Here is a 22,821-nt window from a genome sequence, read left to right as displayed (position 1 = left end):
ACTTTTATGCGACAAAACATACCGTTTGAATTATCAAAAGACCGCTCATTTTTTGAGTCATTAGGCGACTGGATGGGCGATGTCTTATATGACGAACTACCAGAAAAGGGCTTTGAATGCCGCGATGAACAAATTTTTATGGCGTACCAAATCGAAAAAGCGCTTAAAGAAAAAACTGTACTTTTCGCCGAAGCGGGCGTCGGTACAGGGAAAACAATTGCCTATTTACTACCGGCCATCGCCTATGCGCGCTACACAGGTCGCCCAGCGCTAATTGCCTGTGCGGATGAGACGCTCATTGACCAATTAGTGAAAAAAGGCGGCGACATCGAAAAAATTCAGCAAGCGCTCGATTTAAAAATTGACGTGCGCCTTGCGAAGTCACGCGACCAGTACTTATGTTTAAAACGTTTCCAAGCGGCGGAAAATGTCGTCAATGAAGACTGGATTGATGACATTGCCTTTTCGATGCCAGAAGCGGTATTTACGCACGGACCGATGAGCGAAATGTATTTATACGGCGACCGCAGTGACTACCCAACGGTAAGTGACGAAGCGTGGCAACAAGTGAACTATAACGAGCTCATGCAGTGTGCCGTGTGCGATGAGCGCAACCGCTGCGGACAGACATTGCACCGCCAGCACTACCGTGAAGCGAGCGACATTATTATTTGTTCGCAAGACTTTTTAATGGAGCACTTAGCGACAAAAGAGTCACGCGAGCGTGAAGGACAAACGGCACTTTTACCAGAAGTATCTATGATGGTACTAGACGAAGGGCATTTACTGGAGTATGCGGCACAAAAAGCGATGACCTATAAAGTACAGGCCAAAACGATTGTTGGCATGCTTGAGCGTTTAATGGTCGACGGTGTTCGTGAGCGCACGCTACTTGCGATGGAAAAACTACAAGACGATCATGAGCTATTTTTTGACGAATTACGCGACTGCGTAACACCAGGCAGTGAGCGCATGCACATTGAGAAGTCGCGCGCATTAGTAGCGCACGCCAAAACGATTATTGCTGACGTTGACGATTTAATGGAGCAATTCGTCTTTGAGTCAGAGATGTATATGATCCCTGAGTATGAATTAAATATGGCAGAAGAATTTTTAGAGCACTACTTGCGTGCGATGCAAATTTTCGCCAATAAAGAAGATGCCGTTGACTGGGCAGAGGAAACAAACGGGGCACTTACGCTCGTAATTATGCCGCGCCTCATTACCGAAGTATTGCAAGAGACGCTATTTTCTAAAAAACTGCCGATTATTTTTTCATCGGCAACGTTATCCGTCGGCAAAGATTTTTCGTATATTGCGTATAGCTTAGGCATTCGCAACTACTTATCCTTTAGTGTGGCCTCACCATTTGATTATGACAGCGTCATGAAAATTAATGTCCACGCCGTAGCGCAAGCCGACAAAACCGCGCTTGTTGATCACATTTTAGCGCAGCGCGAACAAACACTTATTTTATTTAAATCGAAACAAGCGATGGCAAGCTTCCGCAGTGAACTACCGATGATGGCGAAGCTTACGATGGCCTTTGAAGGCGACCGTGAGCTATCATCCCTCGTGCGTGACTTCCAAGCAGGCGAGGTAAAAACATTATGTTCTTACCATTTATGGGAAGGGCTCGACTTGCCAGCGGACATGCTAACACGTGTTATTATTTATGATTTACCATTCCCACCGCACGACCCATTATTTGATGCGAAGCGCGCGTTCGCAGAAGATGCCTTTGAAGAAGTCGAGTTGCCATTTATGCAGCTACGCTTACAGCAAGGCATGGGCCGCCTCATTCGCACGAGCGATGACCACGGCACAATCGAGCTATTGCTTAATGCGGACGAAATGCAACAGCTTGAAACGCTAACACCATTATTTGCGGTGGAACCAACGATTAAATAACGAAAGACCGTCCTTTTGTGGCGGTTTTTTTGTTTTTAAAAAAATACCGATATCTTGTCGCTAAATAAAATACTAGTAATAGGATGGACATAAAATGTCCGCCATAAATGGTATAATATATATGATTTAAGGTCTTAAAGTTTAGGAAACATAAGACTATTTTATTATGAAGGTGGTGCTATATATGCAGAGTAAGTTTCATTACATCAAGCTTGTAGAAGATGCTTTAGCACAGTATGAGGACGATTTTATTTTTGGGGGGCCTTTGTTAGAGTTACAAGAAAGGCTACAAGCAATCGAAAGTTCTATCGCTGTGGTTGGACAATTTAGTGTAGGGAAATCAGCATTATTAAATGCATTGTTAGGCGAAGAGTTACTCTCTACACGTCGTATTGAATCAACAAAAGTATTAACTAAAATTAAAACAGTTACTAATGAGCAGGATAAAGCGATTGTTTTACATTATAAAAATGGTGAGAGTAAAACCATTTCTATTGAAGACATTGAAGAATTGGCACGCTATACAACGTTCCAAGGTACAGACGAAACTGATGAATTAAAATTAGTAGAGCTGTATTGGCCTGTTTCCTTTTTAAATGAAGAGTTGACTTTAATTGATACACCAGGTGCTAACTCGTTAACTGCCAGTGCATTTAAAGTAACAGAAGAAGCGCTACGCAGTGCCTCTGCGATTATTTATTTGTTTAATGGGCAAAAAGGGATGGATCAGGTTGACTATAAGTTACTCACAGAATTAATTGAACGCCAAAAGCATATTTTTATTGTAGCTACACATGTAGATGGCTTAACACAAAGCGAGTGGCAGGAAGTAGAGAGTAGTGTACTTGCTAAAATTCAACAGCAGGTGGATAAGTCACAGCAAATGATTTATCCTGTGTCGTCAATGCAAGCGCTACAAGGCAAGGCAGAGCATAACCCGTCATTACTTCAAGCATCAGGTATTACTCAACTTGAAGATGCCTTACAAGCATTTATGTTAAGTGGTGCGTATGAGCAAGCAAGCCTGCGTTCAATTGAGCATGACTATACGACTTTAATGGAAGAAATCGCTGAGGAAGAAGCAAGTGAAGAAGAAAAAGAAGCCCTTGCGCGTAAACACCGTCAGCTGCGCTATGAGCGTTTGGTTGCGATTACTGCGTTAAGTTATGACAAGATTGAGCGCTATGGTAAGGATATTTTACGTAAGCGCAGCGACCAATTAGTAAATGAAGAACTCGAAAATAACGAAGCGCTTCGTGCAATTTCAAAAAAATATAAAGCAAAAATTGCTAAAAAATTTGAAGACTTTAAAAACGTTATACTTAATCACCCTGATGTTACAAGTAAATTTATCGTCTATTATAAAGTACTTGAAAAAGAGTTAAATGCAACGTATCAAGCTTGGGCGGATAACGTAGCTAAGTTAAATGAGCAAAAGGTACAACAGATTGAACAGCAAATTAAAGCAGAAGACCAAATGTTTATTGAGTTAATGACTTCACTTGAAACAGATGTAGCGATGGATTGGCGCACGTTTGAAGACCAAATTAAGCGTTTATCATTGAAGATTGAGCGTATCGCCTTTGAAACCGAAGAACTACATGAAAAAGTAGACGAATACGACGAGTATCTTGGTGAGCTAGACGAAGCGGCTAAAAAAAGCAAAAAAGAGCTTGCAGAAATTGAGCACGAAGCCAAAAAGCTTGAACGTAAATTTAATTTAGAAAACGACCATTATGAGCAAGATGTTATTGCGCTAGGCAAAGCGCCTAAAGTAAAACAGCATGAGTATACAGAAGGTGCATTATGGTGGAAGAAAAAATATATACACACAGATGATAGCGAGCTTGTAGCATGGCAAGAGAAAATGGCTGCTCTTACAGAGGAGCATGAACTAAAAAAGCAATTACTAACACAGGAGCTAGAAGAACAACGTGAGTTTATGTTTGAGCAACAGGAATGGATAGAAGTGTTAGAAGATAAAATCACCGATGAAAAAGAAGCATTAAATGATGAAATTTTATCATTTGCCTTAGCAACTGTCGTTAAACAAAACCAAATTGTTGATGAAACGGTAAAAGCGTATACGCAAGAACTACATACACTTTGGCGTAAGCAATCACAACTGTGTAATGATTTACATGAAGCGCATATTAAAAAACTGACTAAGCAATTTGTTAGATTTGTAAGTGAAGTAAAAACGCAAGCTATTAAAAATATTGAGGTGGCATAATGACAACAAGAAGTGAATGGATTGAACAAAATAAAGAGGTACAAGCAAGCTTTGATACGGCAATTGCTTTAACAAACGAAGTTTCAGAGAAATTGAGTGAACATATTCAGTTACAGGATGAGTTACATGTATTACAACAACAAATGCAAAGCTGGAAAGATCACCGCTTTGAGATTGTAGTAGTAGGAGAGTTCTCTACAGGGAAATCAACGTTTATTAATGCATTACTACGTAAAAATGTTTTACCATCTAAAGTTACCCCTACAACAGCAACGATTAACTTTATCCGTCATATTGATGAAGGGCCAGGGCATGAGGTAGCCGTTGTTAATTTTAGTGATGGGCGTAAAGAAGAAGTGTCCTTTGATGATTTAGATGAATATGTAACAGAAATGAGTAAAGAAATTGCGGTGTCTGTAGAAGTACATCATGTTGATATTTTTATTGATTCCGATTATTTAAAAGACGGGGTGGTTATTGTTGATACACCAGGTCTACAAGCGCTCCATAAAGAACATGAAAAAATTACAAAAGACCAAATTAAACGTTCTCATGCGAGTATTTTTTTAGGCAACATGGAGCAATTAGGTAAAAGTACAGAATTTAAATTTTTAAAAGACCTAAAGAGCAGTATTGACCGCATCTTTTTCATTGGTAATCGTTTAGATGGCATCCCTGAAAGCGAAATTGATGAGGTTATTGCTTCGTTTGAAGCGCATTTACGCGATAATGAGTACCAAAAAATCCCTGCGGAAAACGCTAAGCTTTACCCAGTGAGTGCACTACAAGCTTTAAAAGCACGTGATAACACAGTAGAAACACGCAATTGGAATGATTGGACACCTGAGGAGCTATTAGCTGCAAGCCGTTTTGAATCATTTGAAAATAAATTAGAAAATTATTTGTTTAATGGCGAAAAGGCGCAAGATGCATTAGAAGCACCTAAGCAAGCTATTTTAAACCATTATGCACGTATCAAAGAACGTTTAAACAATCTACAACAAGCGATAGATGGCGATGTGGATATGGAAACACTACAAGCTGACAAAGAACGTTTAACACAAGAAATTGAGTTGCGTAAACTTCAGCTTGAAGAAAAAGTTTTACGTATTGAAAACCTATTTGAAGATATGATTAAAGCTAACCAAGATAGCTACCAAAGTAGTTTTGAACGAAATGAAACAACGCTCTTAAGTGAAATAGAAGGTGCTATTTCATTAGAAGAGCTAGAACAAGACTTAGGGTTTGAATTAACGCAATTTTATAAAGCGCATGATGTGTTAGTACAAGAAAGCCTAAGTGAATTAATTGCTTCACTTAATGCGGCCTTCAATCAAGAAATTGGACGCAATAAAATCCAAATTGATGTTGATGTTAATGAAGTTGCCACTGAAACTAAAGCGCTTGATATTACTTTTAGCGAACATAAGGCAGTGGATATAGAATCGATTCAAGAGCAGGTTAAAATGCAAGTGCAGGCTGAACAAGATGAGCTAGAAGAAGAAATTAAGGCGTTTCAGGATTACGAAACAAAGGATCGCGATTACCAACGCTTAGAACGTCGTCTAGAGTCGGAGCGACGTATGCAGGCTGAAGATATGCGTTTTAAAGAACGTATGCTTGAGAGTATCCCTAAAACAAAACAAAGCTATGAGTATTTAGGTAAAAAGGTTTTGTTTTTCTTTAAAAAGAAAGAAAAAGTAGACGTAGTGAATGAAGCTTACCAAGAAAAAGCAGAATCTTTACAAGAAATGCAAGCACAGCAACGAAAACTACTGCAACAAAAAGAGATGGAAGTAGAGGATGCGATTGATGAGGCACACCGCGCACAAGGCGAAACGAGCTTAACTTCACGTGATGAAGTGCGTGAGCGTCGTCGTGAGTTACGCCAAAAAGAGCAATCTCTTTTATTAGAAGAAATCAAAACGCAGTCTAAGCGTCAAGAACGCGAACTAAATAAAGAAAAGCGTCGTATTAAACGTCAAATTGAAGATGAGCTACGCACAATGAAAAAAGATTACCGCAATGTCTTACGTGGCTTAGATGCACTTAGTTTAGCAAAAGACCGTATTAGTGAGCACGTACAGCAATTGGATCAAGATTTAGCGGCACGAGAGCAACAATTACAAGAACAAACACAGCTACTTGAACAGTCAGAAGCACAAAAATCACATGTAACAGCAGTGATTGAAGCGGCAAATGAGCAAATGGCATCAGCAGAAGTGGACTTAATTTAAGGAGGTAAAGTTACGATGGATGTGACAAAGTTAAACTTGCAACCAACCGAGCAGGAAGTGTTAACAGCGCTACTAGAACAGGCGGCAAAAAAAGAAGTAGCTATTGGTTTATTTGGCTCATTTAGCGTAGGGAAGTCAGCGTTATTAAACCGTATTTTGCAAACAGATGATTTATTACCTACGCATACGAATGAAACAACAGCTATCCCCACTTATATTAAAAATGGTGATACCTTACTTATTGAAAAACAATTGCAAAATGGTGAGGTAAGTCAAATTTCGAAAGAGGAGCTGCAAGTATTTGTTGCAGGAGAGCAGGCGGCAAGTGCCCATAAGCTCTCGATTACATGGCCAGGACCAAATTGGTTAAATGATATGATATTTATTGATACGCCTGGGCGAAATACTAAATTTAAACATCATATTGAAGCATCAAAGCAAGCAATTTTATATTCGGATGCGGCGATTTATGTGATGCCATGGCAAGGCTTAACACTTGAGGATATTGTTTACCTCCAACAAATTATTTTATATCAGCCAAACATTTATTTTGTGATTAATAAAATTGACCGTATTGAACATAGTGAGGGAGTTACAGTAGCTGAGCTATGCGAAAAAACAGCGCAACAATTAGAAGATCAATTAGGGCGCCGCTTTCCAGTGTACGCTGTAAGTGCCAAGACTGGTGAGCAGGTAGACGACTTTATTGACAATTGTATCGTGGCAATTGCCCGCAAAACAACAGAGTTAAAACAACAGCGCTTTACTCATGCTGTTACAAAAATGTTAGAAGGTGTAAAGCAACGTTTGCTAAATGAAATTTATTTATTAGAGTTAGCGACTGCAGAAGATGCTACAAAAATTGAAGATGAATACCAACAAATTGAGCTAGAGCGTGCGGCACTACAACAAAAAGTAGACAAAAAGGTAAGTCAGGTTTCTCGCATATTACAAGACAACCATATGGATTTAATAGCGTTAATTCGAGCAGAGCTAACTAATCTAGAACGAGCGATTATCCACTTAGCCGACACTAAAGCAAGTTCTCTTCCAATAGATGCCATCAACCTAGAATTACAGCATTTATTATTAACGACACGCCAACGTATTGTAACTGCTGTAGGACAACGCTTACAGCAATTATTAGGTGAGCATATTACACTTAATCTAACGGAAGTGAAGCAGCAACAGCATCAATTAAATGTAACGAACTATGACATGAGCGATATTATGATGATGTTTGAGCAAGAGCGCGCGACTAAAATACAAATGTATCAAGAACGTCAGCAAAAACTCATCGGGTTAGCTGATCAAACAATTGATACAGAAGAACGCTCACAACTACAAGAAGAAATGGATGTTTTACAAAATCAATTAGGTGAACAGTATACACCACGTATGATTGAGCGCATTGAAAAAAGTTCAAATGGTGCAACGAAGGCCTTGCAAGCAGTGGGTATGGTAGGTGATATTGCACTTATAGCTGCACTTAGCGTTGTTACAGCAGGCGGGGCAGCAGCAGGTAAAGCTGCTGCAAAAGCAACAACAAAAGCCGCAACAAAAGCCGCTATTAATGCTTCACGTAAAAAAATAGCTCAAGAAATAATGGAAAAGACAGCCGTTGGTGTTGCTAAAAAAGTAGCTGGTGGCGGTGAGGATAGCACAGTAGTAACAGGACTTAAAACGTTAGATGCGGTAACAAGCCCAATTGAAACAATCGCTAAAAATATTGGTAAGGCAATTGATGGTGAAGACCGTGTTTACATGGAGGAAGATGCTACGTACCGCGATGCTTTTTATGCACGCCAATCTGAAGTAGAAAATAAATATAATGATAAACTACAAGCATTGAAAAAAATTGAGCGCCAAACGCAAGCGCAAACAGCGGCTCAGGAAAAAGCGCGCCAAAAAATGGCACAATTAGAGCAGCAACAACAGCAGGAGCTTGCAGCGCTTGAACAAAAAGAAAAGCAACGTATTGAGGAGTTACGCGCAGAAAAACGTCAGCAAGAAATTACGCAACAAGTACAGAGCATTCTAACAAAAGAGCAAGAACAATATACATTATGGATTGATATGGAGTTAGACCGTGCCTTACAGGCAGTTGCGACAACTTTCCCACGTTTATCCGAAGAAAAGTTAAATCACTGGCAACAGCAATTAGATGAGGTTAAAGCACTTGGTGAACAACAAGGAGAACTTGCACAGCAACAACTTGCACAAAAACAAGCTTCATTAGCTTACTGCGAAACCTTAATTGAGGACGAAGTATATGCTTAGTCAATGTACAAACGAAATTGCATGGTTTTTACAAGAAACTTATCAGCGTCAGGATGATAGTGAAGTATCTTTATGGAACACATGGCCAACAAAGGTAAGTGAGCCACAGACGTTATTTACGGCAAATCAAAAACTAGCGTGGACAATTGTTGGTGAGCCAAGTGTCGTGTATGCCATAACAGGATTATTTGAACAGCTACCAAGTGAAGATATCCAAACAACTACAGAAAGTAACCCAATTACAGATTGGGTTACTTTTACGTACGTTCCATTGAGCAAACTAAAAGAGGCAACCATTCAAACACCAGTTACGCTATGTATTGAGAAGCGCATCCCCTCACAGGTGCGTGAGCTATTTACTAAGCAAGTGGTGCATAGCATTATAAGTACAGAGCCTATTAAGTTGCCAGCTAGTTTGCAAAATATCCATACAATGTTACATCCCAATTGGTCTTTTGATGCGTTATTACAACCTATCCATAAAACAGCCAGCACGCAACAAGTAAAACCAATTACCTTATTAGATAGTTTTATTATCGAAATTAAAAATGAGCAATGGCAAACACAAGCGGCTTACCAAGAACTCATTGACCAGATTGTAGCGGATAGCTTAAATCGTTATTGGCTAACCAACAACCCAGCGATGACAACGTGGTTAGTGCCAACTATTAGTAGTATTAAGACATTGCGTGACAAGGTAAATTATTATGAAGGGGATTGCCATCCTGCTTCTGTAATAGAGGAGTTGCAACAATGGGTTCAACAATTAGCCAATTAAAACAGCTTGAAGTACAGTATTTAGCTGTAGAGTACGCTGTAAAAAACTACAGTGTTACACATTATGCTGAGCACACAACTAGCATCGAGCATTACCTCGTGACATTACGCCATCTTCCTGTTGAAGAAAGAACCTTTATGCTACGCACTTTTATTGCCAAGCTACGACAAGAAAAAGCACGTAATGCCGAACAGCAGAAACAACAAGCTATGTTTAATGCGTTATACCATGATAAAACCGTACACACAGGTTTACTTACAGCATTTGAAGCATTAAATGTAGCCTTTACTAAAGGAGAGAAATCCCAATGAAACAGTTACCAAGTATTACATGGCCTATCGCATTATTAGCAAGCGCATTATTATTAACACCTCTAAACGAAGGTAGTATGGGTTATGTACTAAGTGTTGTAGCCGCAATTGCTGTAGGTGTTAGCTTATGGAGTCAAGGCGCTATGCGTCAACAAGAACAACAACAAGCGCTAACAGCACAAAATGCCACTCAACAACTAGCATTAAACCAAATGCAAGCACAAGAAACAGCAGTAGTTGCTAAACTTCAACAGCAACAGGAAGTTATAGAGCAACAAGCTGTAGCGCTATTACAAGGCACAGTGAATAGTGATAAACAGCAGGAGCAACGTGTAGCAACATTACTGCAACAGCTAACGGTTTCACAAGCAGCTGAAGCTAAGCGTCATGAGCAACTACTCGTTCAACTAGCGGAGATGCAACAGCAACAAAAAGCGAGCTATGAGCAGACGGCACAGTTTAGCAAAACAGTGGCGGAGTACTTAACAACAGTGACAACACAGCAAGAGCAAACACAACAACTTCATCGCGACGATACAGCCAAGCTTGTTGAAAACATCTTATTAATACGAAGTGCATGTAAAGGTATTACTAAAACTATTGAGGAGTTAGCTGACAGTCAAGAAGAGCAAACAAAACAGGTGACCGCTACGATTGAAGACCAACTAGAAGCAATTGAAGAAGTACTAGGGCAGTATAGTGACAATATCGAAAATCACACAGAGAAATTACAACAGTTAACGGATGTATTAGTGGATGAGTGCTTACCAATAATGGAGGCAACGTCAGATGTTGTCGAAAGTTTAGAGAAGAGCAGTTTATATTTAGAAGCCAACATTCAGGAGATTACAAGCTCTAAAATGGAGGAGCGCCAGCAAGCATTACAAATGCAAGAAGATATTTTAAAGCAATTAGTATAGTATTTTTACAAAAGTCGTCCGTTAAGGGCGGCTTTTTTGATAGTTTTGGTTGAAATTTCTGATAGCTAAAAATAATTTAGAAAATTGAAAAGTACATTTTTCACATGATCAGCAATTTTGAATATGTGAGAGAAAGCGAGAAGCATAGGTGAAGTACTTGCTACATTTGTAGACGCGGCAGTCGTTGCAGCAACAGCAACACAACTAAAATGGCGCGATACAGGTCTTGGGGAGCGTAGCAAAAAATGCTAGAAACCGCAGACTTAATCGACGCGAATACCGACCACTTAGCGATGGTAGAAACACGCGACAATGGTAAACCGTTCCGCGAATCACGCTATGATGATGTGGCATTATTCGTTCAGAAGAAGGTACGGCGCAAGCATTAGACGAATTAATCTTCTTAGCTTTTTTATTAGTTATATTCATTAAAACCCAAACCGTAGAGCCAGTAACTCACATTCTTATAGTATCCTTTTAAGGTGTTGCAGCTGTGAATGAATTTTTCAAAATCCACATTGATACGAAATACCATTCCCAAGAAGCGCCCACTTCAATCATTATTAACTATTAGGTTTAGCTAAGTGGTGAGTAGCTCACTCATATACCTAGCACACAAAATGACAATACCAAAAAAACCAGGAAATCCATTTAGGGTTTCCTGGTTTTTAGTTAGGTTAAGGTAAAGCCGCGTCCATACGTACATTTACGCCATAGCCATTCAAACGGCCCCATGCGGAAACGTTTAAAGTAGAGCCAGCTCCACAGCATTTCAATCCCATAAATTAATGGGGCTAGCCATAGCACTTCGGTCGGTGTGACGACTGTAATGCCAAAGAGGGCGAGTAGCGCTACGCCGAGTACATTTTGCATCAGGTAGTTAGTGAACGCCATCTGTCCTACGCGCGCGATCGGTGTTGCCGCGGCTACCGCTGTAGGTTGCTGGAAGATTAAAAATAAGGCGGCGAGGTAGGTAGCGGTCATGATAGGGGCGAATGCACCGACCGCATACATGGTAAAGGCTACGTCGTTACCGTACGTAATGCCGATGAGTGCACCACCTGCTACGGTGATAGGTAGCGTGAGTAAGAGCACGCGTCGTAAAAATTGTTGCGTCTGTAAAGTATTATGCAAATATTGTTTTTTGGCGAACCATAGCCCCGTTAAAAACAATAGTACATTGACTTCTCCCACCCCTAAAGGAGTGGGATTCCAAAGGAGTTTGATTCAAAACGAACCCTTATCCTAAAGTTCGAATTATTCAATCCGAACTCTTTGAGGGTGAGCCAAGCACCCTATACCTTGTAAGATACGTGTATCTATCAAGTTACTTTTGCGTAAAATATTTAACGCGCCATTTATGTCGGCATTGACTAAAATACCTGTAGCTGTTCGGTATAACCCTCTACGTACACGTTTTCCTGAAAATTGAACGACTTCTTTTTCTGCTGTCCACACTGGTATTTTATCGTTATCGAAGAAACTTGCCTTACTCGTATAGCTTTCTTCTTGTTCTACGTAATCAATTCCATAATGCTCGCACAGATTATACAAATATTCACGTAATGAGCCGAATGGAATTTGTGTGAATTGCTGGTTGTTCTTCTTTCCCAAATTCATTCCTCGTTTAAAGTCTTTGTTATAGCCAATGACAAGTATTCCAATTTGTTGTTCTTTACATAGTTCAACAATTGAACGAGCAACTTTTCTCATGTAATCTTTCACACGATTATTACGCTTTATATCCATATTCGCTAATCTATTTGTGTACTTCATGCCTTGCTTCATGGCGATTGATTGGTATTTTGCCTTTTGCTTATTGTAGTAATGGTTGATTGATTTTAAAGGTTTTCCATCGTATAAATACGATAGCCCATCACTTGTGACGCAAGTAGCAAGATTGTTTAAGCCAATATCAATACTCATCGCTTTTTCTTTGTCCAGCGGTACCGTTTCAAATGGTTGTTCGTAAACATATTGAATATCAAAACGTTTACCTTTAGCTTTCGGAATAATGCGTACTTCTTTCAAGGTTTTCCCTACTAATTGCGGCGGGAATTTTACCTTAACTTCTTTTAATTCATTTTTCTTTTTGTAGGCATTTGAAAGTGGGATATAAAAATAACCACCTTTAACACGAATAGCGTTTGTGCTCAAAATTAAAGGAAATAGTCCGTCTTTTGCTAAATATTTGGGTATTTTTACATCTTGAAAGCGGTATTCGCCATGTTTTGCCTTTTTTCTTAAATTAAAAAAAGATTTAAAGCTACGGTCTACGACTTTTAAAATTTGTTGAGAAACACCAGCTTGTAGCATTTTGTAGTTTTCATTATGTTTAGCGACATGGTAGTTAGCTTCATACGTTAGAAACGAATTTTCATTGAAGTAATGCTGTCTGACATTATACAAACCGACATTGTACAAGTTTTTACTAATACCACAAAGTTCTCGTAATACTTGATACTCTTGTTTTGTTAAGCCTTTAATACGGTTAACCTGTGTTTTAAATGTTTTATTCATCTTCTCACCTCCTTGCTATATGAATATTATATAGCAAAACTATGAAAAAGAAAAGAAAAAGTATCGAACAAGAACAATTTGCTCGATACTCGCTATCATCCCACAGCTAAAGCAGTGGGTTTTCTCGCTCGTTAAATATATAATCGCAGCGGCTTTTTGCCTTTTTGTTCGGCGTTCGTCGCAAAAATATAAAAGCCAACCCCAAATAAAAAGGAAAACATCGCGTAAAATTTCTTTTCGACTAGGACGGTAATGAAAAGGTCAATCGTCGTGCCTGCGCTCATAGAAGGCAGTAAATTGCTTTCGGTTACCGTTACATAGGCGGGGATATTAATAAGCAAAATGCCAAATAAGGCAATGCCTCGAATAATATCGAGGGTAATAAAACGTTGTTTCATGATAAAACCTCCAAAGTGTAGTACGCAATGCGCGTAAAAAAAGTTGCGTTTTTGTCGCTTTTTTTCACTTTTTTACGTATTGAATAGTGAAAGGGGGGATAAGGATGGCACAAACAATCGTTACCGCAACCGCTTTACGTATCGCGTATGATTACGGTGTAGATGAAAACGAAAAGCCAATCATTAAAACGGCGAGCTACACGAAAATCAACCCTGCGGCTACTGCAGAAGCGCTGTACACAGCTGCTGAGCAGTTAGGCAAATTAGCCGCAAATGACATTCAGATGGTCACTAAAGTGACGACAGAAATGATTTCAAACTAATAGGAGGGAAGCTACATGAAAACATTACAGTTGCAGTTCGTTACAGCGAAACAAAAAGTCGCGAGCGTCTCTGTTACAAATCCGAAAGCGGCGCTAACGGATGAAGACGTGCAACAAGCGATGAACGGCTTACTTGCGACAAGCGTATTTTCAGATGCGGATGGGCCGTATGTCGGCATTAAAGGCGCACAGCTCGTAGAACGTAACGTTACCCCATTTACCGTCAATTAAAAAGCAGAGGCCACGCGCCTCTGCTTTTTTTAGTGGATATAATAATCACTTGCCAAAATAGGTTGTAGTACTTCGGTTGGGATAATAAATTTAACGATGCCTGCTGCACCTGCCGCCACTTCGTACTCATCAAAATAAATGACGAGTTTGCCGTCGTCGGTAATCGCAAACGTTTGATGGGCGTTAATTTCTGTAAAGCCGTCTTGATCGGTAAAGTACATCGCATCAGGGCCCGCTTGTTGAATTTGGCTAGCGATATAATCCGAAATGACGCGAATGTAGCGCTCATCTTTAAAAAGGCTCGGCAAGGTGATGACCCATTCATTAATCGGGTCGATATTGTCAATGGCAATCGACTGTGCCGCCGATGCTTGCGTAATTGTGGTCATGCGCTGAATGGCGATGACATTCGGTGAGTCGGTAATGACGCTGACGTCACGCTGCAAGCTAAAGCGTCCACCTTCTTCAATCGTAGGTGTCATTTTATCAAATAACACTTTATTTTCCTCTTTATACTTCTTATTTAATACGTCCTCAAAATCTTTATGTGCCACATCTTCAATGACAGCGCGGTTCATGGCCACTTCGAGATGCTCGTCTTCACGCTGAATGTCCGTTACAGAAAAGACGTTGACGATGTTCGACACGAGCGGCACTTTAGTTAGCGAGTCCGCTAAAGAGGGGCTCATCGTAAACGAGCCGACAAAAATGCTTGCGGCAGCTACAGCTGACAGCCCTAAGTAGCGCACGTAACGCTTGCGCTTCGGACGCAAAGTTTCGAGCACAGTAGCTTGTAATTCGTCAGGTATTGGGATGTTTTCGTATTGTTTTTTAAGTTCATTTAAGTTCGTCATCATATTCCTCCAATTCAATGCGCAGTTTTTTTAGTGTGGTGTATAAACGCGCTTTGACGGTATTGATGTTTTCGTCGAGCACACGTGCGATATCTTGGATTTTCATATCTTCAAAGAAACGCAAAACAATTAAGGTTTTTTGTTCAATCGTTAAGGTTTCGAGTGCCTTAAACAGATCCATGTGTAAATCGGCGTTGACGGGCTTGTCTTGTTCAAGTGGAAAATCTTCGACAAGCGTAATTTTTTTATGCTTGCGAATAAAATCAATAGCTGTGTTCATGAGAATGCGATAAAACCACGTATGCAAGTAGTCGATCTCTTGTAGGCGGTTAATCGATTTTAGCGCTTTGACGATGGCATCTTGCACGATGTCGAGCGCATTTTGCTCATTTTTTACATAGCTAAAAGCGAGGCGGTAATGTGCGCCTTGGTGTGTTAAAATATAGTGTTCTAATTTTTTTATTTTTTCACTAGTTGTCATGACAAACAAGCCCTTTCGTTAACTGAAAATTAGACGGAGATGTGCAAGAAAAAGTTGTAATGCACACATTATTGCTTAATTATTAAAAAAGTCTGAAAATTAGCGTATAGGTGTGATACACTAGGTAGAAAATTATTTTACGTAAGGAGTCCTTTATTATGGCAAGAACAATTAACCCACTTATCGAACAACAAGAACCTTCAGGCATTCGCAAAATTTTTAACCGCACACTACAAACACCAGGGGCGATTAATTTAACAATCGGGCAGCCTGATTTTGATACGCCTGAACATATTAAAGCGGCAGGCATTGAAGCAATCAAAAATAACCATACGGCGTATACGTCAAATCCAGGTCTTCCTGAGCTACGCGAAGAAGTAGCGGCGTTTTTCCGCGAAAAATATAATGTGCACTATAACCCAAGCGATGAAATTTTAATTACAACGGGCGCGAGTGAAGCGATTGACGTCACATTCCGTACGATTTTAGAACCAGGCGATGAGGTGATTTTACCTGCACCGATCTACGTGGCATACGAGCCGTTAATTCAATTAGCGGGCGGTGTACCTGTCTTTGTGGATACGAGTAAAACGGGCTTTAAAGCAACGGTCGAGGCGTTAGCGGCAGCCGTAACGGATAAAACGAAGGCGGTATTATTTAACTACCCCTCTAACCCTACTGGTGTAACCTATTCGCCTGAAGAAATTGCAGAACTTGCGGCATGGGCCGAAACACAGGACTTCTTTGTAATTACAGACGAAATTTATTCAGAAAATGTTTTCGGTGGCACGCACGCGTCAATGGCGGCGTACGGTACGATGCGTGACCGCACGATTGTGGTGCATGGCTTGTCGAAATCGCACTCAATGACGGGCTGGCGCGTTGGCTTTTTATTAGCACCTGCTTGGTTAACGCTCGAGTTTCAAAAGGTGCACATGTTTAATGTCGTTTGTGCCACAACGATTAGCCAATATGCGGCAATTGAGGCGCTGCGCCACGGACGCAATGATAGCGATATGATGAATGCCGCTTATATTGAGCGCCGTGATTATGTGTATGACCGCCTTGTGGATATGGGGCTTGAGGTCATTAAACCAAACGGTGCGTTTTACATTTTCCCTAAAATCCCACAAGGCTTTACGAGCTCGGAGCAATTTGCGTTTGAGATGCTAGACGAAGCGGGCGTCGCTGTAGTACCTGGTAGCGCCTTCACCAAGTACGGCGAAGGCTATATGCGCATCTCGTACGCCTACAGCATGGACGTGCTAAAAGAAGGCCTAGACCGCATGGAGAAATTTATAAAATTAAAGTCGAAACAACTGGTTTAACCCGAAATGCGCTGGAAATCACGCAAAGAAGCGTTGGTTTTCCGCTTGTGCGAGATTGAAGCGACACGAGGGTTAAGTTGCTTGAGACTGGATAAAACTAAAGTCGAAACAACTGGTCTAACCCGGAATGCGCTAAAAGGAGGCGGGGATATGGTCCATGGTATTACCTTTCAGCTCCCCAACGAGCACGGCAAGCATTGGCATGAGCTACTTGTTCGATTAAATACAGCGCAATATGTTTTGGCCATTCAGCCAGGCGAAACATACAAAGTAGTAGCGGGTGAGCTTGAGCCACTGCTAGGTAATGTTAGCGAGCTAACAGGTCAGCAGTTGCTAGCGCTAACGAATCAAACGACGTATCCGATATTTTTTAGCGCACAAAGCTATATGCGCCAACAGGATGTTTGCATACAGCCAACTTATGAAGCATTTTGGCAAAGTGCAGCACAATGGGTACTGCTCATTATTGATGTAACCGATGTTACGCTTTATGCTAAAGATGCGGCGCTACTGCAAGCCATACAACAGCATTATGGCGGGGTATGGTTAGAAGAAGATGCCCGTTATACGCTTGAATTATAATGAAACAAAAAAGTAGCCGCTAAGGGCTACTTTTTTTGTGGACGATCAGTGCGGCAAGTGCGCCTATTATAATAGGAAGAAAACTAATTTCGGCAAAGAAACTGCCCGCACTATCAAAATCAAGGCGCAGCCCAAAAAAATTAGAGTCAATGGCTGTGCCAATCGCATAAAGTGCGATGGTTGTTACAAAAAAGGCAAGCATAGGTTTGATTTGCAAGTGTTATAACCTCCCTTTAAACGGGGCGAGTGATAATTTTCGCCAAGTAGACTCGAACGGACCTTGTCCGAAAAATTTAAGCCATAGGGTAGAAAATACCGCCATGAATACTGTAATTATACCCCACATCGCAAGCGTAATGACGCTATTTGTGTGTGCGGCTAAATTAAAGCCCCATTCGTAAAAAATAATCGAAGCTACAACATTTTGCATGACGTAACAACTAAGTGCCATTTTACCGATATTGCCCATATATTTTTGCAAGCGCGGGAAAATTTCGTAGCGGTCTAGCATAAAAATAATACCGATATAACCAAGTGACAAAACAGGTGCAAAAACGTAGCAATCATAACCGCTTAAACTTTCAATGAAGTTAGGGGCAAGGTTAAGCGGTATGCCGACACCTAAACCAAAAAGCAATAAACGATTTTGCAGTTTTTTAGATTGAAAAACACCCTTACGCACTAAAAATACGCCAAGTAAAAATAAAAAGACATTCATCGGCAAAATCATAATAGCTTCGCCGCGTAAGTCCCAAAAGTTGAGGAAGCGGTACTGCACTTGCTCAAGCCATGTTGCGCCCATTGCCATAAATTCTTCATCAAAATAGCGTTCGTCAAGCGGCATATCTTCTTCGCTAAAACGCTCCGTCCCGATAAACGGCAGGCTGTATTGGATTTGTGATACTAAGTGGATAATACCAGCAACAGCCATCACGATTGCCATAAAACGCTCACTGCGCGTAATGACCAGTGCTACAATCATGCCTGATACGGCATAACTCATTAACACATCAAACTCAAAGACGAGCACAAAGTGAATGTAACCATCGAGCAATAACAGCAACATGGCCCATAAATACATACGCTGCCATGGCAATTCACGCCTCATATAACTTTGGTATTTGAGCTGCATACCCACCCCAAATAAAATCGTCAGTAACCCTAAAAACTTACCATTTGTTAAAAAGTTGCTGATCGCATTAATCCAATCATCTAACTTTGAGGGCTCGTCACTAAAGCCCATACCACCAAAAACCCATATATTTGTGCCAAGCGTACCGATAATCGCTAACCCTCGCACAACATCAAGCATTAAAAAAACTTTAGAAACAACTTTTTTAAAGCGTAAAACGTCTTGTGCGTATGAAATTTGTCCAATTCGGTAAAAAAAGCTTTCTAATTGGGTAAAGTGTTGGTAGTGTGAATGATTGAAGAGGTGAAGGTATGAATAAAGTTTTTATTGCGGTGTTACTGGCAACCGCGCTTGCAGCAATCGAAGGTACGATCATTGCGACGGCAATACCGAGTATTACAGCGGATTTATCGGGCGTTGCGCTCATTAGCTGGATTTACTCAGCGTATTTACTGACGTCGGCGATTGCGGCGATTATTTTTGGTAAACTTGCGGATATTTTTGGTCGTAAGCGCATGATTATTATAGGCATTAGTATTTTTATTGTGGGCTCGGCACTTTGTGGGCTCGCGCAATCCATGGAGCAGTTAATTGTGTTCCGTGCCATTCAAGGGATTGGGGCAGGCTCGATTTTGCCGATTACGCTAACGATTGTCGGCGAGTTATTTCCTGACGAGAAAAAGCGTGCCAAAGGGCAAGGTTACCTCAGCATGGTGTGGGGCGTTGCAGGTGTGCTTGGGCCGCTAATTGGTGGCTTTATTGTTGACGTGATTTCGTGGCATTATATTTTCTTTATTAATGTGCCGTTTGGTTTAGGCTCAATTTATTTGATTGCCAAACATTATGAAGAACAAATTACAGTAGTGAAGCGCAAAATTGATTATGCGGGCGCGCTACTTTTTTCGGTCGGCATGATTGCGCTACTTTATGTCATTATTGACAATAGTAAAACGCAAGCGTGGACGTCGCCGCAAACCTTAGCTACGGCAGCTGTGGCGCTTGTAATTTTAGCGATTTTTGTAGTGGTAGAATTGCGTGCAGAAGAACCAATTATCCCGCTTGGCTTATTTAAAAATGGGCGCTTAATGATTATTAATGGCATTACGCTGAGCAGTATGGCCATTGTGATTGGTATTACAGCCTATGTGCCGATTTTTGCGCAAAGTGTGCTTGGCAAAAATGCGACGCAGGCTGGGTTAATGCTTGCGCCGTTGTCGGTACTGTGGACGGTTAACTCCATTATGGCAGGTAATTTGCTGGGGCGTTTAACGAGTCAGCGCATTATTCAAGTAGGTACGATATTTTTAGTGATTGGCACATTTTTACTTGCGCGTTTAACAGCGGATTCAGGCGATATGGCGGTTTATGTAGGCTCGTCAATTGTCGGGATGGGTATGGGCTTAATTATGCCAATGTTGATGATTTCCATTCAAAAGGTGGCAGATCCTAAGCAGCTTGGTATTTCGATTGGCTTAAACTCTTTTACCAATACATTTAGTCAGGCAATGGCAGCAGCGATTTATGGTATGTTGTTTAACTTGATTACGGTTGTATTACTAACGCTTGGTAAGGGCGATGTGCAGTTAAACGGCGGCTTTATCAAGTCAGGGTTTAGCCAAAGTGAAGTGAGTTTTATCCAAACGACGATTGCGAATGGTGTCGGTACGGTGTTTAGCGCAGCCTTTTTATTTGCGTTACTGGCACTTGTCTTATCATTTTTTGTCGGAAGTAGGAAAGTAGCTTAACTACACCATGAAAGCAGGCATTAGTGTGGGGCTGATAGTGATGAATAGGTTTTTTAAAAATTGGCATAGTCGTGAGTTTCACGGCTATGCCTTTTGCCTTGCCTTCTAACACCGTTGATTTCCACTTCAGGTGGACGCTTTCCTCAGGGCTATTTGACGCTTACGAATATTTATAGTTTCAAGTGACCACTTCACGTCTTCGTGATATGATGATAGATAGGTAGAAAGAAGTCGTTCAAGATAAGGAGGAAGTGAAATGGGTGTAAGTTATGAAAAATTATTTCACTTATTAGACGAACGAAATATGACAACAAGAGAATTAGAAAAGCAAGCAGGTTTTTCGGGAAATATTACGACACGAATGAGAAGGAATGAATACATTTCACTTGAGAGTATTGAAAAGATATGCAGGACTTTGAATTGTCGTGTCCATGATATTTTAGAATTTGAGAAATAGGAGCGAACAAAATGAATGAATTTAATCGAAACTTACAAACATCAATTAATGTACAAAGACAAGCAAACTTAATTTGGAGTGTTGCGGATATTTTACGGGGGCTTTATAAACCACATGAGTACGGTAAAGTTATTTTACCGATGACAGTGATCAAACGATTGCATGATACATTAAAACCCACTCGTGATGCTGTATTAAATGTCGCAAAGAAAACAGAAAATATGAATGAAACGATGCGTAACAGAATGCTAACAAAAGCATCTGGCTATTCTTTCTACAACACAAACCTTTATACATTTGAAACATTACTTGCAGACCCAGCAAATATTGAAACAAACTTTAGAGCCTATTTAAATGGCTTTTCAGAAAATATGCAAGATATTCTAGCTAACTTTAAATTCGATATAGAGATTAGTAATTTAGCAGAAAATGATCGTCTTTTTTATGTCATTCAAGAATTTAGTAAAAAAGAAGTTGCTCTAGGACCAGATAAAATGACGAGTACGGATATGGGTTATGTCTTTGAAGAACTTGTAAGAAAATTCTCAGAAAGTTATAACGAGGAAGCTGGGGCACACTTTACAAGCAGGGATATTATTTATTTAATGACAGATTTACTCTTAGTTGAAGATCAGGATACTTTAACAGGCAAAGATGTGGTGAAGACGGTATATGACCAAACGATGGGTACATCACAAATGTTGTCAGCCATGACAGAACGAATTCATGAGATGAATGAAAGTGCAGAAGTTGCAACCTTTGGTCAAGAATTAAACCCTGAAACATACGCAATCGCCAAGGCAGATACGATGATTCGTGGAGGAAATCCAGACAATATGGCATTAGGCAGCACCTTATCCAAGGATGGCTTTGAAGGCTATACTTTTGACTACTGTATTTCTAACCCGCCATTTGGGATTGATTGGAAGGGTGACCAAAATGCTGTAAAGGCTGAACATGAACTTGGTGAAAATGGGCGATTTGGGGTTGGACTACCAAGAATCAGTGATGGGCAATTATTGTTTCAGTTAAACGGGATTTCAAAGTTAAAAGAGACTGGACGAATGGCAATTATTCATAACGGATCGGCATTGTTTTCTGGTAATCCAGGAGCAGGTGAAAGTTTAATCCGCCAGTATGTGATTGAAAATGATTGGTTGGAAGCGATTGTTCAACTGCCAAATGATTTATTTTATAACACAGGTATTTCAACATACATATGGATTATCACGAAAAATAAATCTCAAGAACGTCAAGGAAAAGTGCAGCTCATTGATGCATCAAAAATGTTTGAAAAGCGTAGAAAGAACATTGGTGAAAAGCGTGTTGATATTTCGGAAGAATGTCGTGACATGATTGTCAAAGCTTACGGAGAGTTTACGAATGATGAATATTACTTAGATGAACGTGTCGTGGAATCGAAAGTTTTTGATAATAAAGAATTTGGTTTTACACGTGTCACTGTCGAAAGTCCGTTGAAAGATGAAAATGGAGAAATCGACCGTAAAAAGAACGGTGACCCAAAACCTGATGCGAAATTACGTGACACAGAAGACATTCCTTTAAAAGAAGATATAGATGCGTATTTTGAGAGAGAAGTTTTACCATTCAACCCAGATGCCTGGATGGATCGCTCAAAAGACAAAATTGGCTACGAAATTCCCTTTACGCGACTTTTCTATAAGTACACAGCACCAGAACCATCAGAAGTCATTGCTGAACGCATCAAAAAATTAGAGGAATCAATTGTCGCAAACTTCCAAGCACTATCAGGGAAGGATGTGGAGAACGTTGACTAGGAAAATGAAAGACAGTGGAATTGAATGGATAGGGGAGATACCTGAGGATTGGGAAGTAAAAAAAGTAAAATATATGTTTCGAATTGTGAATGGAAATGGATTTCCAGAAAACTTACAAGGAGAAAAAGAGGGTGATTATCCATTTTACAAGAACAGTGACATAAATAAATTAGGTCAATAGTGTCGCATGAATTTTAACAGAATTTTCTGTTTTATTTATTTTTCACTTCAGAAGAAAAACAAAGACACTTGAACAGAGGTAGTAATCATCCATTTTTTTACTATAACTTGTGACATGTGC

At 40.3% G+C, this 22,821-nt stretch carries 23 protein-coding genes; 16 read left to right on the top strand and 7 right to left on the bottom strand.

The genetic code is table 11. The features are described from left to right. Positions 1 to 6: 6 nt before the first annotated feature. From DDE80_RS09625 to DDE80_RS15145, 8 genes are all read left to right on the top strand, one after another. Positions 7 to 1,911, top strand: coding sequence for an ATP-dependent DNA helicase (locus tag DDE80_RS09625; protein WP_108307448.1), 1,905 nt, complete (start codon positions 7 to 9; stop codon positions 1,909 to 1,911). A 184-nt stretch (positions 1,912 to 2,095) separates the two neighbouring features. Then, positions 2,096 to 4,144, top strand: coding sequence for a dynamin family protein (locus DDE80_RS09620; RefSeq protein ID WP_161952313.1), 2,049 nt, complete (start codon positions 2,096 to 2,098; stop codon positions 4,142 to 4,144). Next, positions 4,144 to 6,381: a dynamin family protein gene (locus DDE80_RS09615; protein WP_108307446.1), complete on the top strand. Its 2,238-nt coding sequence runs from the start codon at positions 4,144 to 4,146 to the stop codon at positions 6,379 to 6,381. The genes DDE80_RS09620 and DDE80_RS09615 overlap by 1 nt, the downstream gene beginning before the upstream one ends. Positions 6,382 to 6,396: 15 nt before the next feature. Further along, positions 6,397 to 8,661 carry a dynamin family protein gene (locus DDE80_RS09610; RefSeq protein WP_108307445.1) on the top strand — a complete coding sequence of 755 codons (2,265 nt, stop codon included), beginning with the start codon at positions 6,397 to 6,399 and terminating at the stop codon, positions 8,659 to 8,661. Beyond that, on the top strand, positions 8,654 to 9,439 hold the full coding sequence (locus tag DDE80_RS09605) for a hypothetical protein (protein ID WP_108307444.1): 786 nt from the start codon (positions 8,654 to 8,656) through the stop codon (positions 9,437 to 9,439). Before DDE80_RS09610 ends, DDE80_RS09605 begins: the two co-directional genes overlap by 8 nt. Then, the gene (locus DDE80_RS09600) at positions 9,415 to 9,750 is read left to right on the top strand and encodes a hypothetical protein (RefSeq protein WP_108307443.1); all 336 of its coding nucleotides are present in this window, start codon (positions 9,415 to 9,417) and stop codon (positions 9,748 to 9,750) included. Before DDE80_RS09605 ends, DDE80_RS09600 begins: the two co-directional genes overlap by 25 nt. After that, positions 9,747 to 10,670 carry a coiled-coil domain-containing protein gene (locus DDE80_RS09595; protein ID WP_108307442.1) on the top strand — a complete coding sequence of 308 codons (924 nt, stop codon included), beginning with the start codon at positions 9,747 to 9,749 and terminating at the stop codon, positions 10,668 to 10,670. The genes DDE80_RS09600 and DDE80_RS09595 overlap by 4 nt, the downstream gene beginning before the upstream one ends. Positions 10,671 to 10,915: 245 nt before the next feature. After that, positions 10,916 to 11,059 carry a hypothetical protein gene (locus tag DDE80_RS15145; protein WP_161952312.1) on the top strand — a complete coding sequence of 48 codons (144 nt, stop codon included), beginning with the start codon at positions 10,916 to 10,918 and terminating at the stop codon, positions 11,057 to 11,059. A 283-nt stretch (positions 11,060 to 11,342) separates the two neighbouring features. Here the strand turns inward: DDE80_RS15145 and DDE80_RS09590 are convergent, their stop codons facing one another. From DDE80_RS09590 to DDE80_RS09580, 3 genes are all read right to left on the bottom strand, one after another. Continuing rightward, positions 11,343 to 11,843 (bottom strand): DUF418 domain-containing protein, encoded by a 501-nt coding sequence (locus tag DDE80_RS09590; RefSeq protein WP_161952311.1) that lies wholly within the window; start codon positions 11,841 to 11,843, stop codon positions 11,343 to 11,345. Positions 11,844 to 11,927: 84 nt separating this feature from the next. After that, positions 11,928 to 13,190 carry an RNA-guided endonuclease InsQ/TnpB family protein gene (locus DDE80_RS09585; RefSeq protein ID WP_108307440.1) on the bottom strand — a complete coding sequence of 421 codons (1,263 nt, stop codon included), beginning with the start codon at positions 13,188 to 13,190 and terminating at the stop codon, positions 11,928 to 11,930. A 131-nt stretch (positions 13,191 to 13,321) separates the two neighbouring features. Continuing rightward, positions 13,322 to 13,588, bottom strand: a complete 267-nt coding sequence (locus DDE80_RS09580) for a DUF418 domain-containing protein (RefSeq protein ID WP_108307439.1) — start codon at positions 13,586 to 13,588, stop codon at positions 13,322 to 13,324. Between the two features lie 104 nt (positions 13,589 to 13,692). Between DDE80_RS09580 and DDE80_RS09575 the strand changes: the two genes are divergently transcribed. Beyond that, entirely contained in the window at positions 13,693 to 13,911 is a 219-nt protein-coding gene (locus DDE80_RS09575; RefSeq protein ID WP_108307438.1) for a DUF1659 domain-containing protein, read from the top strand. A 15-nt stretch (positions 13,912 to 13,926) separates the two neighbouring features. Then, complete coding sequence (locus DDE80_RS09570) at positions 13,927 to 14,142, top strand: DUF2922 domain-containing protein (protein WP_108307437.1); 216 nt, start codon at positions 13,927 to 13,929, stop codon at positions 14,140 to 14,142. A 29-nt stretch (positions 14,143 to 14,171) separates the two neighbouring features. On the opposite strand, the gene rsiV is transcribed toward DDE80_RS09570, so the two are convergent. Then, positions 14,172 to 14,996: an anti-sigma-V factor RsiV gene (gene rsiV, locus DDE80_RS09565; protein ID WP_161952310.1), complete on the bottom strand. Its 825-nt coding sequence runs from the start codon at positions 14,994 to 14,996 to the stop codon at positions 14,172 to 14,174. After that, on the bottom strand, positions 14,980 to 15,477 hold the full coding sequence (locus DDE80_RS09560) for an RNA polymerase sigma factor (RefSeq protein WP_108307435.1): 498 nt from the start codon (positions 15,475 to 15,477) through the stop codon (positions 14,980 to 14,982). Before DDE80_RS09560 ends, rsiV begins: the two co-directional genes overlap by 17 nt. 158 nt (positions 15,478 to 15,635) lie before the next feature. Between DDE80_RS09560 and DDE80_RS09555 the strand changes: the two genes are divergently transcribed. After that, on the top strand, positions 15,636 to 16,805 hold the full coding sequence (locus tag DDE80_RS09555) for an aminotransferase class I/II-fold pyridoxal phosphate-dependent enzyme (protein WP_108307434.1): 1,170 nt from the start codon (positions 15,636 to 15,638) through the stop codon (positions 16,803 to 16,805). 150 nt (positions 16,806 to 16,955) lie between these two features. Continuing rightward, positions 16,956 to 17,387 carry a DUF2691 family protein gene (locus tag DDE80_RS09550; RefSeq protein WP_161952309.1) on the top strand — a complete coding sequence of 144 codons (432 nt, stop codon included), beginning with the start codon at positions 16,956 to 16,958 and terminating at the stop codon, positions 17,385 to 17,387. Between the two features lie 19 nt (positions 17,388 to 17,406). Here the strand turns inward: DDE80_RS09550 and DDE80_RS09545 are convergent, their stop codons facing one another. Both DDE80_RS09545 and DDE80_RS09540 read right to left on the bottom strand, forming a co-directional pair. Continuing rightward, positions 17,407 to 17,604, bottom strand: coding sequence for a hypothetical protein (locus DDE80_RS09545; protein ID WP_108307432.1), 198 nt, complete (start codon positions 17,602 to 17,604; stop codon positions 17,407 to 17,409). A gap of 3 nt (positions 17,605 to 17,607) precedes the next feature. Then, positions 17,608 to 18,699, bottom strand: a complete 1,092-nt coding sequence (locus DDE80_RS09540; RefSeq protein ID WP_108307431.1) for a DUF418 domain-containing protein — start codon at positions 18,697 to 18,699, stop codon at positions 17,608 to 17,610. 131 nt (positions 18,700 to 18,830) lie between these two features. Between DDE80_RS09540 and DDE80_RS09535 the strand changes: the two genes are divergently transcribed. The 4 genes from DDE80_RS09535 to DDE80_RS15420 all read left to right on the top strand — a co-directional run bounded on the left by DDE80_RS09535 (position 18,831) and on the right by DDE80_RS15420 (position 22,701). Beyond that, positions 18,831 to 20,264 carry a DHA2 family efflux MFS transporter permease subunit gene (locus tag DDE80_RS09535; RefSeq protein ID WP_108307430.1) on the top strand — a complete coding sequence of 478 codons (1,434 nt, stop codon included), beginning with the start codon at positions 18,831 to 18,833 and terminating at the stop codon, positions 20,262 to 20,264. Positions 20,265 to 20,520: 256 nt separating this feature from the next. Further along, positions 20,521 to 20,721: a helix-turn-helix domain-containing protein gene (locus DDE80_RS09530; protein WP_108307429.1), complete on the top strand. Its 201-nt coding sequence runs from the start codon at positions 20,521 to 20,523 to the stop codon at positions 20,719 to 20,721. Positions 20,722 to 20,732: 11 nt separating this feature from the next. After that, a complete protein-coding gene (locus tag DDE80_RS09525; RefSeq protein ID WP_108307428.1) occupies positions 20,733 to 22,520 on the top strand; it encodes a type I restriction-modification system subunit M in 1,788 nt (595 codons plus the stop codon). Continuing rightward, complete coding sequence (locus DDE80_RS15420) at positions 22,513 to 22,701, top strand: restriction endonuclease subunit S (protein WP_161952308.1); 189 nt, start codon at positions 22,513 to 22,515, stop codon at positions 22,699 to 22,701. The genes DDE80_RS09525 and DDE80_RS15420 overlap by 8 nt, the downstream gene beginning before the upstream one ends. Positions 22,702 to 22,821 lie beyond the last annotated feature (120 nt).

Origin of the sequence: Metalysinibacillus jejuensis (assembly GCF_003057615.1) — a bacterium.
Classification (GTDB): Bacteria; Bacillota; Bacilli; order Bacillales_A; family Planococcaceae; genus Metalysinibacillus; species Metalysinibacillus jejuensis.
The sequence above is the reverse complement of the archived record's forward strand: the minus strand, read 5'-3'. Positions and strand labels throughout refer to the sequence as shown.